The organism is Alteromonas sp. PRIM-21, from assembly GCF_027563165.1.
GTDB classification, from domain to species: domain Bacteria; phylum Pseudomonadota; class Gammaproteobacteria; order Enterobacterales; family Alteromonadaceae; genus Alteromonas; species Alteromonas macleodii_A.
Window position 1 is genome coordinate 76,892 of record NZ_JADOEK010000013.1, and the last position, 13,240, is coordinate 90,131.

Annotated in this window: 14 protein-coding genes; 8 read left to right on the top strand and 6 right to left on the bottom strand. The window is 44.1% G+C overall.

Annotated features, from left to right (window positions below; genetic code table 11):
• Window positions 1-8: 8 nt before the first annotated feature.
• Together IW644_RS16795 and IW644_RS16800 are read right to left on the bottom strand one after the other, a co-directional pair.
• A complete protein-coding gene (locus tag IW644_RS16795; RefSeq protein WP_269918557.1) occupies window positions 9-833 on the bottom strand; it encodes a phosphate/phosphite/phosphonate ABC transporter substrate-binding protein in 825 nt (274 codons plus the stop codon).
• Between the two features lie 22 nt (window positions 834-855).
• Window positions 856-1,416 carry a response regulator gene (locus IW644_RS16800; protein WP_179984746.1) on the bottom strand — a complete coding sequence of 187 codons (561 nt, stop codon included), beginning with the start codon at window positions 1,414-1,416 and terminating at the stop codon, window positions 856-858.
• A gap of 304 nt (window positions 1,417-1,720) precedes the next feature.
• Here IW644_RS16800 and prlC point away from each other — a divergent pair, with 304 nt between their 5' ends.
• From prlC to IW644_RS16840, 8 genes are all read left to right on the top strand, one after another.
• Entirely contained in the window at window positions 1,721-3,757 is a 2,037-nt protein-coding gene (gene prlC, locus IW644_RS16805) for an oligopeptidase A (RefSeq protein WP_269918558.1), read from the top strand.
• Window positions 3,758-3,763: 6 nt separating this feature from the next.
• Complete coding sequence (locus tag IW644_RS16810) at window positions 3,764-4,453, top strand: DNA-3-methyladenine glycosylase I (RefSeq protein WP_269918559.1); 690 nt, start codon at window positions 3,764-3,766, stop codon at window positions 4,451-4,453.
• 187 nt (window positions 4,454-4,640) lie between these two features.
• On the top strand, window positions 4,641-5,438 hold the full coding sequence (gene ubiE, locus IW644_RS16815) for a bifunctional demethylmenaquinone methyltransferase/2-methoxy-6-polyprenyl-1,4-benzoquinol methylase UbiE (RefSeq protein WP_269918560.1): 798 nt from the start codon (window positions 4,641-4,643) through the stop codon (window positions 5,436-5,438).
• Window positions 5,438-6,073, top strand: a complete 636-nt coding sequence (locus IW644_RS16820) for a ubiquinone biosynthesis accessory factor UbiJ (protein ID WP_269918561.1) — start codon at window positions 5,438-5,440, stop codon at window positions 6,071-6,073. The genes ubiE and IW644_RS16820 overlap by 1 nt, the downstream gene beginning before the upstream one ends.
• Before the next feature lie 23 nt (window positions 6,074-6,096).
• Entirely contained in the window at window positions 6,097-7,725 is a 1,629-nt protein-coding gene (gene ubiB, locus IW644_RS16825) for a ubiquinone biosynthesis regulatory protein kinase UbiB (protein ID WP_269918562.1), read from the top strand.
• Between the two features lie 293 nt (window positions 7,726-8,018).
• A complete protein-coding gene (cspE, locus tag IW644_RS16830; RefSeq protein WP_012519905.1) occupies window positions 8,019-8,228 on the top strand; it encodes a transcription antiterminator/RNA stability regulator CspE in 210 nt (69 codons plus the stop codon).
• Between the two features lie 215 nt (window positions 8,229-8,443).
• A complete protein-coding gene (locus IW644_RS16835) occupies window positions 8,444-9,085 on the top strand; it encodes a hypothetical protein (protein ID WP_269918563.1) in 642 nt (213 codons plus the stop codon).
• A 65-nt stretch (window positions 9,086-9,150) separates the two neighbouring features.
• Window positions 9,151-9,633, top strand: a complete 483-nt coding sequence (locus IW644_RS16840; protein WP_179984739.1) for an Lrp/AsnC family transcriptional regulator — start codon at window positions 9,151-9,153, stop codon at window positions 9,631-9,633.
• A 42-nt stretch (window positions 9,634-9,675) separates the two neighbouring features.
• Here IW644_RS16840 and IW644_RS16845 read toward each other — a convergent pair whose 3' ends face one another.
• From IW644_RS16845 to IW644_RS16860, 4 genes are all read right to left on the bottom strand, one after another.
• Window positions 9,676-9,840: a hypothetical protein gene (locus tag IW644_RS16845; protein WP_014950935.1), complete on the bottom strand. Its 165-nt coding sequence runs from the start codon at window positions 9,838-9,840 to the stop codon at window positions 9,676-9,678.
• Between the two features lie 390 nt (window positions 9,841-10,230).
• Complete coding sequence (locus tag IW644_RS16850) at window positions 10,231-11,238, bottom strand: cytochrome d ubiquinol oxidase subunit II (RefSeq protein WP_269918564.1); 1,008 nt, start codon at window positions 11,236-11,238, stop codon at window positions 10,231-10,233.
• An 11-nt stretch (window positions 11,239-11,249) separates the two neighbouring features.
• Entirely contained in the window at window positions 11,250-12,623 is a 1,374-nt protein-coding gene (locus IW644_RS16855; protein ID WP_269918565.1) for a cytochrome ubiquinol oxidase subunit I, read from the bottom strand.
• Window positions 12,624-12,634: 11 nt separating this feature from the next.
• Window positions 12,635-13,192: a GbsR/MarR family transcriptional regulator gene (locus IW644_RS16860; protein WP_179984736.1), complete on the bottom strand. Its 558-nt coding sequence runs from the start codon at window positions 13,190-13,192 to the stop codon at window positions 12,635-12,637.
• Window positions 13,193-13,240 lie beyond the last annotated feature (48 nt).

Genomic DNA, 13,240 nt, shown 5'->3' on the forward strand with positions numbered 1-13,240 from the left:
CTCGTTTCTCATAGATGTGGTCTAGAAAGCGATGCAATACCCAGCTCTCTAACGTCATTCCAATCACTGTCGTTAGATTCAACAAATTCACTCAACCCAATTTTGCGAAGAATTGATGACTTACTACTGTCATTAGATAATGCAATCAATGCATTAAGAATAGCTTGTCTATCTGCTGACGCCATTTTGGGGTGGGTAGCTATAGCGTGTGGCGTGTAACCTTTGCTTTCCCAAAGCACTCGTAAATCACTTTTCACTGCCTCAGGTGAAATATTTAGCGTTCGAAGAATGCCACCACCTGCTTTAAAGAAATCGCGCTGAACCGACAAGTACACTGAATCGTGCGAATTTACATAACGGGGAATGAATGCAATATTGTTGTTTCGCAGGTGGGCGCTGGTAATAATAGTGGCCGCAAATGCCGCGGGCGCTGGGAATGCTATTTCGGCACCATTTAGATCTTCAATTGATTGAATAGTACTGTCCTGATGAACCACTATTAATCCGCGAATTTTCTTGTCACGTTGTCTCGCGAGAGAACGATAGCCTGCAGATTCGTTAAAAACTACAAAGTGATAGGGGTTCATGTAGGCAATGTCGTAAAGCCCAGCAGTCAAGTTTGCTTCGAAAGTGGGTATATCTTTAGCTGTCTTAAACTCGATGGCAAGCCCAGTATAATTACTCACATAATCAATAAGCGGCTGCCACCGTTCAGCCAAAGTTTTGGCTGACTGCTGTGGAACGACGGCGAAAGTTAGCGTTTTTGCGTTAGATGAGAGCGTAACAGTAGTAAGACATAGAGCTGTTAAAATGAACATTGCTAACCGCGACATAGTGCACCCTCCCTCATCAAAATTACATCGACATGAATTGTTCTAAAACATTCGTTAAATCATGGTTTGAGAAAGGCTTTTGAAGCGTGGCATCAGCGCCGATTTCTAGCGCACGTTCAAGACTGATATCGTCTAGGGCAGAGATAACAATAATTTTTAAATCTTTGTGTTTGTTTTGCTCTCGAGTAAATTCAATAACACTGTAGCCATCCATGCCCGGCATACTCAGGTCGAGGGTCATCACTTTAGGTTCATACTGACTTAACATGATCCCGGCTTGGAACCCGCCAGTCGCAATGTATGAATCGAACCCTGCACGTCTAGCCACACGCTGTATTGATTTCGCTACCGGCATCTCGTCATCAACAATTAGAACAGATGGCGAAGCAATGCCTTTGAGTGCGTCAGGAATAGGCATATCATGGCGTTCAAGGAACTCGATAAAGTCCTCAACTAGAATACGGTTGTTACCACGCCCTGGAAGCTTAAAGCCTTTAAGCTTCCCGCTTTCAATCCATCGAATTACAGTACGAAGGTTCACATCGCAATACGACGCTATTTCGCCAGAGGTTAAGGTTTTCATATCTAAGCCTTGTAGATTTATTAACCAGAATTATAGCTGTTGTACTACATGGAGACAAAGTAGACAAAAGGATGAAATGTGACATTTGTGACAGGGTGTTTGCGAGGCGAAAAGTTACTAACTTCTGTACTTCTATTCACCAAGTGTACGTTTTAAGCACACTAACCTCATCAAATCTTCGTGATCCTTACTTTCAAACTAGAAGTAACTTCAAGATAGGTCAACTGCGGCTTAAACAATAGCTTGCTTTTAGTCAACGAAACCCCATCATTATTCTATCAACGTGTTAAGAGTGAAAAAGATTATGACAACCCCTGCAATCGAGATGGTAGACGGCCTACCAATTTTTTCTGCTATTGAGCCTGCCTCTATTAAGCCAGCTATCGAAAAAGCCATTGAAGCTTGTAAAAGTGAAATAGAGGAAGTGGTAGCGTCGAATGATTACTCTTACAAGAATTTAGTATTACGCCTTGAAGAGGTAGACGACCGCTTAAGCAAAATGTTCTCACCTGTGTCTCATATGAACAGCGTAGTAAGCAGCGATGAATTGCGAGAGGCGCATGATGCGTGTTTGCCGCTTTTATCTGAATATGGTACTTGGGTAGGTCAGCACGAAGGCCTTTATAATGCTTATGCTTCACTAAAAGCGTCTGACGAGTTTGGAACCTTAAGCGAAGAGCAACAGAAAGTCATTGAGAACGCGGTACGCGACTTTACGCTTTCAGGTGTTGCCTTACCTGCACAACAAAAGAAACGTTTTGCAGAAATTCAGGCAAAGCTTAGTGAATTATCGTCGACGTTTTCAAACAATGTGATGGACGCCACCATGGGCTGGACCAAACACATTACTGATGAATCTGAGCTTGCAGGTATGCCAGAGTCAGCTTTAGAAGCGGCAGCGCAAGCTGCGCACCAAAAAGACTTGCAGGGATGGTTATTTACTTTAGATATTCCGTCTTATTTGCCTGTAATGCTTTACGCCGATAATCGTGAGCTTCGCGAAGAAATGTATCGTGCTTATTCAACCAAAGCGTCTGATCAAGGACCAAATGCAGGTAAGTGGGATAACACCGACATTATTAAAGAGACCTTAACGCTGCGCACAGAGCTCGCTGAATTGTTAGGGTTTGCTAGCTATGCAGAGCGTTCACTGGCTACCAAGATGGCAGACTCTACCGATCAGGTAATAGGTTTCTTACGCGACTTGGCGGCTAAGTCTAAACCTCAGGCGGAAAAAGAGCTTGAAGAAGTAAGAACGTACGCAAAGGACAAACATGGTGTTACTGAGCTAGCAGCATGGGATTTACCGTATTACAGCGAAAAGTTGAAGCAAGAAAAATACACCATTTCTGATGAAATGCTGCGCCCTTATTTCCCTGAAGACAAAGTGCTATCAGGTCTTTTTGAAGTAGTGCATCGCTTATATGGTTTGAAAATTATTGAGCAACCTGGCATCGATACCTGGCATAAAGATGTGCGTTATTTCACTATAACCGACGATGCCGACGCATTGCGTGGTAGCTTTTACCTAGATTTGTACGCACGTGCTAAAAAACGTGGCGGGGCATGGATGGATGAATGCCGAGTACGCCGAGAAATGATAGACGGTGAGTTACAGCTACCAGTGGCGTACCTGACCTGTAACTTCAATGCCCCTGTCGGTGATAAGCCTGCGCTGTTTACGCACGATGAAGTAGTCACCCTTTTCCATGAGTTTGGTCATGGGATCCATCACATGCTCACAAAAATGAGCGTGGCTGGCGTATCTGGCATTAACGGTGTGCCATGGGATGCTGTTGAACTACCAAGTCAGTTCTTAGAGAACTGGTGTTGGGAAGAAGACGCCCTAAACTTTATCTCTGGTCATTATGAGACTGGAGAGCCGCTTCCAGCTGATTTGCTCGACCGCATGCTTGCTGCTCGTGATTATCAGTCTGCTATGCAGATGGTTCGTCAACTTGAATTTAGTCTATTTGATTTCTTACTGCACAGTGAAAAGGGTAGTGAAGTGGACGTGCAGGGCACACTGGACAAAGTGCGCGAAGAAGTTGCCGTAGTTATTCCGCCATCGTTCAATCGCTTCCAAAATGGTTTCGGACACATTTTTGCAGGCGGATATGCAGCGGGCTATTACAGCTATAAGTGGGCTGAGGTTCTTTCTGCCGATGCCTACAGTAAGTTTGAAGAAGATGGCATCTTCAACCGCGACACAGGCAAAGCCTTTTTAGAAAACATTCTAGAAATGGGTGGCAGTAAGCCTCCTATGGATTTGTTTGTTGCCTTTAGAGGACGCGAGCCGAAAGTAGATGCTTTACTTCGACACAGCGGCATCAAAGGCTAAGCGGCTATGCCTGAGTCTTATCAAACTATCTACCGCCGAGCGTGTGAACGCAAAGGCGGTGAAAGGGTGCTTGAGGCTATGCTTCACGCACCGCTTTCTAAAGCACAAATTGAAACCATTAGTGATGATCGTTTTTTAGCGGCCATGACTAAGCAAGTTTTTAAATCTGGCTTTGTATGGCGAGTCATCGAGCAAAAATGGCCAGATTTTGAAACCGTATTTTTTGGTTTCAACGTGGATAAAGTGTTGCTGATGCCAGATGAGATGCTAGAACAAAAAGCGTCGGATAAGCGCATTGTTCGCAACTATAAAAAAGTGATGACTGTGCGAGACAACGCCATGATGATTAAAGACGTGGCTATGGAGCACGGCAGCTTTGGCAAGTTTGTCGCCAGCTTCGATAAAGACAATATCACCGAACTATGGGCGTTTTTGAAAAAACGCGGCGCGCGATTAGGTGGCAATACAGGCCCCTACATGCTTCGAGCATTGGGTATTGATACTTTTTTGTTTTCTCGTGACGTTGAAGATTACTTGCGAAAAAACGAAGTTATTGATGGCGGGTTAACATCGAAAAAGTCGCTGTCTGCAGCAAATGCAGCGTTTGCCCAATGGCATAAAGAAAGTGGCCGTTCGCTGCAAGAAATCAGCGCGATCGTTGCCTTCAGTTGGGGCACGAATAATCTTATTGCTTAATACAGGTTAGCGTTAAATAGGGCCCCCTAATGTATTTAGTAAACAGGCATGTGCCTCGCAGGTTCACGCAAAGAGCAAGCCAACGGCTAGCTTTCCAATCTAAGGCAGTCGGGCATAAAGCTTTTGCTTCAGCACACAATCCTATACACTTCGGCATTAATAAAAATATTCAAATTACAGGACTGTCATGAGCGACAATCAAACTCCTGCTACGCAAGCAGACTCTGCAATCGACAATGCTAGCGAGCATACGACACACTTCGGTTTTAAGCAGGTAGATAAAGGGCAAAAAGCCTCTTTGGTTGCTAATGTTTTTGATTCCGTTGCTGCGAAGTACGACGTAATGAACGACTTTATGTCAATGGGAGTACATCGTTTATGGAAGCGATTTACCATTGATTGCAGCGGTGTGCGCGCCGGTAATAAAGTACTGGATATTGCGGGTGGTACTGGCGATTTAACCGCTAAGTTTTCTCGTTTGGTTGGCCCTACAGGCCGCGTAACCTTAGCTGATATTAACCTGTCTATGCTTAAGGTAGGGCGTGATAAATTGCGTGACCGCGGTTTGGTTAGCAATATTGATTATGTGCAAGCCGACGCAGAAGCACTGCCGTTTCCTGACAACCATTTTGATGTTGTGACTATGGCATTTGGTCTTAGAAACGTGACGGAAAAGCAAAACGCGCTAAATTCTATTTTCCGCGTGTTAAAACCCGGTGGTCGCTTACTGGTTTTGGAATTTTCTAAGCCAACATCAGAGCAGCTAAGCAAACTTTACGATATGTATTCTTTTCATATTTTGCCCAAAATGGGGCAGCTTGTAGCAAATGATGCAGAAAGCTACCAGTACTTGGCAGAAAGCATTCGTATGCACCCAGATCAAGAAACCCTGAAGGGTATGTTTGAACAGGCTGGCTTTGAACAATGTGATTACCAGAACCTTACCGGCGGTATTGTGGCTCTGCATAGAGGCTACAAGTTTTAATGCCTACTACAGCGCTTGTTACCGCTACGGTTGAATCGGCTCTAAACAAACTGCTGTCTTTAGATGAAGACAGCGAAAAAAGGTTAAAAGCCCTTAACGGCGCCAGACTAACCGCGTTTGTTTCGCCGCTGCCTTACGGTATCACCTTGTCTTTTTCTGACCGTGTCGACGTACTCAGCGAGCAAGGCTCGTTTGAAGATGCCGTTGCATCGCTAGGAGCAAAAGACTGCTGTATTAAAACGTCGCTACAGACTTTGCCTGAGTTAAAAGAAACTAGCCAGCTGACCCGCCTTATTCAACAAAAAGCACTCTTTTTAGAAGGGGAGCTGAACGTTGCCCAGCAAGTCAGCGCTTTGTTTCAGCAGCTCGACATCGACGTTGAAGAGTTGATTGCTCAAAAGACCAATGACGTTATCGCACACCAAACCGTGAAAACGGTAAAAACAGTGCATGAAAAATCGATGACGGCGCTAGCGTCTATGGCGAAAGTCTTCGGCAATGCCGTAGTAGAAGAAAAACAGCTAGCTGCACATAAGCTTGCGGTAATGCACTTTAGTGATGAAGTAAATGCGCTTCGCGACAGGGCAGAAAGTGCCGATGCGCGACTGCGCCGTTTAGAAGAAAAACTTAAGTAAGATTGAGAGAAACAGGCTCATAAATGCGTATTGTTAGGTTATACCGAATTAACAAGGTATTGTTGGAACACGGTTTAGATGAACTTATTCCAGCAAAGTGGTTACCCTGGTACGCGCGAATTATGCGCCATGCCATTTTTTGGGTGCGCAATAAGCATAAAGGGAAATCTCCTGGCGAGCGCATTACTCTTGCATTGCAAAACCTTGGGCCTGTTTTTATTAAATTCGGCCAGATGCTCTCTACCCGCCGAGACTTGCTTCCCCCTGCCATTGCTAACGAACTTGCCCGTTTACAAGACAAAGTGCCACCTTTCTCGTCAGACGCAGCACAAGATATTATCAAACAGGCACTAGGGCTGTCTGATCTGAACGAGTTGTTTAGCGAATTTGAAACCGCGCCGCTCGCGTCGGCTTCTATTGCGCAAGTTCACGCAGCAAAGTTAAAGCACAACAACGAAGACGTTGTAGTAAAGGTATTAAGGCCAGATATTCGCGATACCATAGTGGCGGATATGGAGCTTTTATTCAGCCTAGCGAACGTCCTACAGCGTTGGTTACCGGACGGCAAGCGCTTACGCCCTGTAGAAGTGGTAGTGGAATATCGCAAAACCATTGTCGATGAGCTTGACCTGCTCCGTGAGTCAGCTAACGGTATCCAGCTAGGACGTAATTTTGAGGGCTCAGATGCCTTATACGTACCTAAGATCTACAGCGATTACTGCCGCAGTAATGTATTGGTTATGGAGCGTATTTACGGCTTACCTATATCTAATATCGACGCTTTGTTGACCCAAAATACCAACATGAAAAAGTTAGCAGAACGCGGGGTTGAAGTGTTCTTTACTCAAGTATTCCGCGATAGTTTTTTCCATGCGGACATGCATCCAGGCAACATTTTTGTATCTACGGACCATCCTGAAAACCCAAAATATATCGCAATCGACTTTGGCATTGTTGGTACGCTTAATCGCGAAGATAAGCGCTATTTGGCCGAAAACTTTATCGCCTTTTTTAATCGCGACTATCGCAAAGTGGCGCAACTTCACGCCGACTCAGGTTGGGTGCCGCAAGATACCAACATTGATGAGTTCGAAATGGCCATTCGCACAGTATGCGAACCTATTTTTCAAAAGCCTTTGGCAGAAATATCCTTTGGTAATGTGCTGCTACAGTTATTCAACACGGCACGACGTTTCAATATGGTCGTACAGCCGCAGTTGGTGCTACTGCAAAAAACCTTGCTGTATATCGAAGGCTTAGGTCGTCAGCTGTATCCCCAACTCGACCTTTGGAAAACCGCCAAGCCATTTCTTGAAAACTGGATGAAGGAACAAATTGGTTTTACGGCTATGATGGGGAAAGTAAAAGACAACTTACCTTTCTGGTCTGAAAAACTCCCCGAAATGCCAGACCTGCTTTACGATAGCCTACAGCAAATGAAGCGTTTGCCACTGCAACAGCAAAGAGCACATTTGGCATTGATTCAAGAGCAAAAGAAAACAACTCAGACCACTCACTTGAGCCTAGTAGGTGCAACCTTTGTACTGATGTCAGCAATATTGCCAATTTATGACTTATCCTGGTATTTCCCTGCAAGTACAGGTGTAATTGGCGCAATTTGTTGGTATTTAGCGTGGCGAAAAGGGCTGTGATTTTTGTTACGCTGCGGTGAAATATTTATGAAATCCGTAGTTAATTAATTAATTTGTATAGTAATCGTCCCGAAGAGTGTTATAGTGGATACGGCTCTAAGCCAAAGTCTTTAGATAGACGCGATTTTGTATTATTTGCTATATGTAAAACCACTCGAGTTACCCGGTAATTTGTTGTAAGTTGTTTGTCCATTCGTAAGTAAGACCCAATACTCCGCCAATTTAAAGACTCTAAAGAACTTTGTTACACGCGCTTATGCGCAATTTAATACGATATTTGAGGTCTATACGACATGTCTAAAGTTACAGGCACAGTTAAGTGGTTCAACGCTGATAAAGGTTACGGTTTCCTAACTCAAGATAACGGCGGCAAGGACGTTTTCGTTCATTTCCGTGCGATCATCTCTGACGGTTACAAAACGCTTCCAGAAGGTCAGCGAGTAGAATTTGAAGTTGAAGAAGGTCAAAAAGGTCTTCAAGCTGCTAACGTGCAAGCTATCTAAGAATTCAAAAACGGCGGTCATTTGACCGCCGTTTTTCTTTCTATTGTCAGTATTTGCCACGCTCACGCTAAACGCGTGACGACGCTCAATCATTCGCCCCAATAAATTCGATGCTCGCAGCATAATCCTAATATCAGTGCTCTGCGGTGTTGCGTAGTCATGACGTTTAATGCTTTACTCGTTATTATGATGAATACGCCTTCAGGGAGTGCTTTATGCGCATCACATTAACTATTCGTTCCACACTGGCTGCTTTACTTCTTCTTTGTTCAAACTCTACTTACGCCGCCCAAGCAGATGGACTAGTCGTTGGCGAGAGTGTTTTGGCAACAGTGCTCAATACCGAAATTCGAGCAGTAGACGTAATGCCCAGTGAAGAAAAGCGTCAAAACATGAAGGAGCAGGCGAAAGATAACTACGCCGAAGTGCTCGAATATGTCACACGTGTAAACGCGTCTAACAAAATTTTCGAACTAGTGTTAGAGGACTACGCTAAGGAAAGAGGTATTACTCTTGACCAAACGCTAGTAAATAAGTTTATCGACAAGTTTAAGAGTCAGGTATCTAGCGAAACTTCATCTAAACCAATCGAAGAAATAGCGGTCAAGCAGGTAATGCAATTTCAAGCAGAAAAAGCCATGTTCGAAGAGTTTGGCGGTCGTGTTGTTTTTCGTCAGTCTAACCCGCAAATGCCTATTGATGGTTACAACAAATTGCTCTCTCGCTATCGTGATGTGGGTAAACTTAACATAGTGGATGAAGACCTACGCGAAGCATTTTGGGATTTATTCAAACCTCCCTATCAGTATGAAATTGCTACTGAAAACGTGGATTTTTCTAAGCCTTGGTGGCTTTAAATAAAGCATGAGCAACAAAACAAATGTACAACTGAAAGTGTTGGGGATGAAGGACCAGGTCCACTATGGCTAATGATAAAATGAGCGTTATAGACGCAATAGATAAAGCCATTTTGGCCATGCTTCAGAATAATGCTGACACGCCTGTTGCAGAAATCGCCGAGCAAGTCGGGCTAACGGTCACGCCTTGCTGGCGACGCATTCAAAAGCTAGAAGATAAGGGCATAATTTCTAGGCGTGTGGCGCTGTTGCAAGCAAAGCAGCTAGGCCTTGCAATGACGGTTTTCGTTCAGGTGAAAGCAGGAAGGCACGATGGAAAATGGCTAGCAAGTTTCGCCAAGCACGCTGCGTCATTTGATGAAGTTGTTGAATGTTATCGTATGTCTGGAGAGTACGATTATCTGCTAAAAGTCCTCGTCACCGATATGGATTGCTTCGACCACTTTTATAAGCGACTAGTTAACGGTATAGAGTTTTCAGACGTTACCTCTAGCTTTGCCATGGAACAGATTAAGTACACAACCTCAGTCCCTTTAAACCACATCTAATACGCAAAAAAAATGGGGCCGGTTTGACGGGCCCCATATAAATTAATGATTTTGGTCTTCAACGTGCTGGTCGGCAAATATCTTGGATTTCTTTTTAATTTTACATCCTAAGATACGCTGCGCATTTTTACGGCCGATGTAATGAGCGACTGTATAGGGGTGCGCGCGTTTGAAGAACCGTGAGAACGAATGGAATACATTTTCCATAGTATTGGCTCCTTCTAGTAAAAATTGCCCCAAATAAAATATAGTAATATTACAGTTTGATGTCAACAAAATAATTGTCATTAAACAATTTAGATATCTCGTTCACATAATAAGGATAGACTAAGTACAACTGAGCATCCTCTATTCATTGGTATACATTGTTCAAGGGAATGGATCATATTTTGATCGCAGGTTTTTAAATCGAGTTTCCGCGAAGGCTTTAGTGGTTGCCGAAAACGCCACAGTTCAGGAAATAGTTGGAAACAGAAAAAACTCACAACGTATAAGCGCCAAGTATAGCGCTGGATAGAAAGCGAACACCACTGACTTTCAATGATGTTCACTATTGTTTTGAGTAATTAGGATCTGCTGGGATCCCAATAATAAATACTAATAGTAAGAAAGCTTCTCTGATTTACCGGAGAAAATCTTATACACCATGGCCGTATAAGCCAGAATGATTGGCACAACAATAACTACACCGACTAGCAAGAAGCGCAGGGAGTTAGCATCACTGAGGGCATCCATCACCGTCATCTGCCCAGGTATAATAAACGGGTAGTAGCTAATGCCAAATGCGCTAAAGCAAAGTAAAAATACAAGCAAGGCTATAAAGAACGGAAGCCATTCACCTTTACCTTTAGCGTCAGGCAGCTTTTTAAGCAACACGCCACATAAGGCTAAAAGCGCAAAACATGCTACAGGTATAGCAAAAAGCACATAGCCCCAAGGTGCTGACAGCCATAAGTCTCGCACATCATCGTGTAAGGATAAGTTTGCGATACTTACTGCAGTAATTCCCACAGCCAATACAACCAAACCTCGGCGTGCCCAGTAATACGCTTTTGCTTGAAGCTCTCCTTCGCCTTTAAGTATTAACCAGCATGAGCCAATAAATGCATAGGCTGCAGTTACTCCAAATGCCGCAAGTAGAGCAAAGCCTTGAGCCCAAATATCAGTGCGAAGCCCCGTTACGTAAATGCCCAACATGTAACCTTGCGCAAGCGTAGTTAAAAGCGAACCGTATTTAAATACCAAATCCCATTTACGCTTTTTCACTTGCACAACTTTAGCGCGAAAATCGAACGCCACGCCGCGCAAAATAAGCCCTAACAACATGAAAGTTGCAGGTAAGTACAGAGTTTGCAGAAACTCGCTATGGGCTTCAGGAAAAGCGATAAGCAGTAAGCCTATGGCAAGCACAAGCCAAGTTTCATTGGCATCCCAGTAAGGCCCAATAGAGGCTATCATATCATCGCGGAAAGCCTCTGTTCTCGGCGGTATTAATACACCAACACCTAAATCATAGCCGTCTAAAATAGCGTACAGTAATACAGATAAACCAAGTAAGCCGACGTAGATGTTTCCAAGCATTTCTGCTGATATATTTTCAAACATGTTTGCTCTCCTTATACCGTGCTTGGGTCAGGTTCAGAGGGTTGCATCTTAGCCTTCGCTACTTCGCGCTCTTCCGTCGTTATTTCCTCGATCTCCACTGCTTTACGGCACATCAACATAAGCGTTCCCATGTATGCGATTAAAAGCACTGTGTAAATAACAAGGTAAAGCGTGAATGACAGCGCTATATTAGCAGGTGGTAGTTGAGTAACCGCATCAGCAGTTCTTAATACGCCACTTACTAAATAAGGCTGTCGACCTATTTCTGTAACGTACCAGCCAGCGAGCGTAGCTATCCAGCCGCTAAATGCCATGCCCGCAAACGTGCGTTTCAGCCACACAGGAAATTCTTTCTTGCGAATAAGGTAAAGACTACCCAGCCATGAAACAGCCAGCATTAGCATACCCATACCTACCATGACTCTGAAGCCGAAGAAAACAGGGGCTACAGGTGGGTGCTCTCCCTCAAACTCATTAAGCCCTTTTATCTCTCCTTTGAGTTCATGGGTAAGAATTAAACTTGCACCATAGGGAACGGGAATTTCAAAGTGGTTCTCTTTGCTTTCTTCATCTGGAATAGCAAAAAGCAATAAAGGTGCACCTTCAGTGGTTTCCCATAACCCTTCCATCGCCGCCACTTTTTGAGGTTGATGTTCAAGGGTATTTAAACCGTGCATGTCGCCCGCAAAAATTTGCAAAGGAATTAGCACGGCTGCCGTGTAGGTAGCTGTTTTAAGCGCTAGTTTGGGGGCAAGCTTATCGTCACCTTTTAACATGCGGTATGCTGAAAGTCCGGCAATAAGGAAACTAGCCGTTAACCCAGACGCCAACATCATATGAGCAAAGCGATAAGGGAAAGATGGGTTGAAAATGATTTCTTTCCAGTTTGTGGCATAAACCACACCATCGACTACTTCAAAACCTTGTGGCGTTTGCATCCAGCTATTAAGCGCTAGTATCCAAAATGCAGACGTTGTGGTGCCAATAGCGACAATAAGAGTAGATGCCGTGTGCAGCCAGTTAGGAACACGGCGTATACCAAATAGCATGATCCCCAAAAACGTGGCTTCTAAGAAAAATGCGGTAAGGACTTCATAGCCTAAAAGCGGGCCAGCTACGTTGCCAACTTTTTCCATAAACCCTGGCCAGTTGGTGCCAAACTGAAATGACATAGTAACGCCGCTTACTACACCTAATGCGAAGCTTAGAGCGAAAACACGTACCCAAAAGCGATACATGCGCATCCACACAGGGTGACCTGAAATGTTAGAGCGCAGCTTAAAATAAAATAGAAACCAGCCCATCGCCATGGTGATGGTTGGAAACAAAATATGGAAACTAATATTTAACGCAAATTGTAAACGAGACAGCAAGAATGCATCCACAGAGAGCCCCCTTAGTTAACGCTGTTTTTCCCCAGAAGTAGCTTGTCCTTAAGCTCAAGCATACGGCCCACGCCAGAACCTAACTTCATCAACGTGTTTAACTTTTCAGGCCCAAGATTCTGAAGCTCTTCAGACCATGCCGTAATTGATTCGAGTAAATCATGAATTTCGTTCAGTTTATGTTGAGCATTCGCCTCCTTTTCATTTGCAGGTGCATCGAGAAGTAAATCCCGAAGTAGGCTCATGGTTGGGTCTATTTCACGCTTTCGGCGCTCTTCAAATACTCTGTTCGCCAGTGTCCAGATATCACCCGCGGGAATAAAGAACTCTTTTCTCTCGCCAGGAACATGGTGTTGTTTAACAAGGCGCCATGACTGCAGCTCTTTTAAGCCCATGCTAGTGTTTCCTCTGGATATATTGAGCGCATCGGCAACTTCTTGTGCCGAAATGGGCTCTTCGTTTAGCACAATAAGTGCGAGTATTTGCCCAACTGTTCGATTGAAGCCCCAGCGACTTCCCATTTCGCCAAAGTGCATGACTGCAGATGTAATTAAAGGCGTCATTTTCATTCTTATTTTCCAGAAGTTTCAGAAATTACTGAAAGTTTATTGTCAAAG

Excerpts from the sequence above, each read along its gene's own strand:
- IW644_RS16840 (WP_179984739.1), top strand. The coding sequence starts at position 9,151 with ATGGCTAATGATAAAATGAGCGTTATAGACGCAATAGATAAAGCCATT.
- IW644_RS16800 (WP_179984746.1), bottom strand. The coding sequence starts at position 1,416 with ATGAAAACCTTAACCTCTGGCGAAATAGCGTCGTATTGCGATGTGAAC.
- IW644_RS16860 (WP_179984736.1), bottom strand. The coding sequence starts at position 13,192 with ATGAAAATGACGCCTTTAATTACATCTGCAGTCATGCACTTTGGCGAA.
- IW644_RS16845 (WP_014950935.1), bottom strand. The coding sequence starts at position 9,840 with ATGGAAAATGTATTCCATTCGTTCTCACGGTTCTTCAAACGCGCGCAC.
- ubiB (WP_269918562.1), top strand. The coding sequence starts at position 6,097 with ATGCGTATTGTTAGGTTATACCGAATTAACAAGGTATTGTTGGAACAC.
- IW644_RS16795 (WP_269918557.1), bottom strand. The coding sequence starts at position 833 with ATGTCGCGGTTAGCAATGTTCATTTTAACAGCTCTATGTCTTACTACT.
- IW644_RS16850 (WP_269918564.1), bottom strand. The coding sequence starts at position 11,238 with ATGTTTGAAAATATATCAGCAGAAATGCTTGGAAACATCTACGTCGGC.
- IW644_RS16810 (WP_269918559.1), top strand. The coding sequence starts at position 3,764 with ATGCCTGAGTCTTATCAAACTATCTACCGCCGAGCGTGTGAACGCAAA.
- cspE (WP_012519905.1), top strand. The coding sequence starts at position 8,019 with ATGTCTAAAGTTACAGGCACAGTTAAGTGGTTCAACGCTGATAAAGGT.
- prlC (WP_269918558.1), top strand. The coding sequence starts at position 1,721 with ATGACAACCCCTGCAATCGAGATGGTAGACGGCCTACCAATTTTTTCT.
- IW644_RS16835 (WP_269918563.1), top strand. The coding sequence starts at position 8,444 with ATGCGCATCACATTAACTATTCGTTCCACACTGGCTGCTTTACTTCTT.
- ubiE (WP_269918560.1), top strand. The coding sequence starts at position 4,641 with ATGAGCGACAATCAAACTCCTGCTACGCAAGCAGACTCTGCAATCGAC.
- IW644_RS16820 (WP_269918561.1), top strand. The coding sequence starts at position 5,438 with ATGCCTACTACAGCGCTTGTTACCGCTACGGTTGAATCGGCTCTAAAC.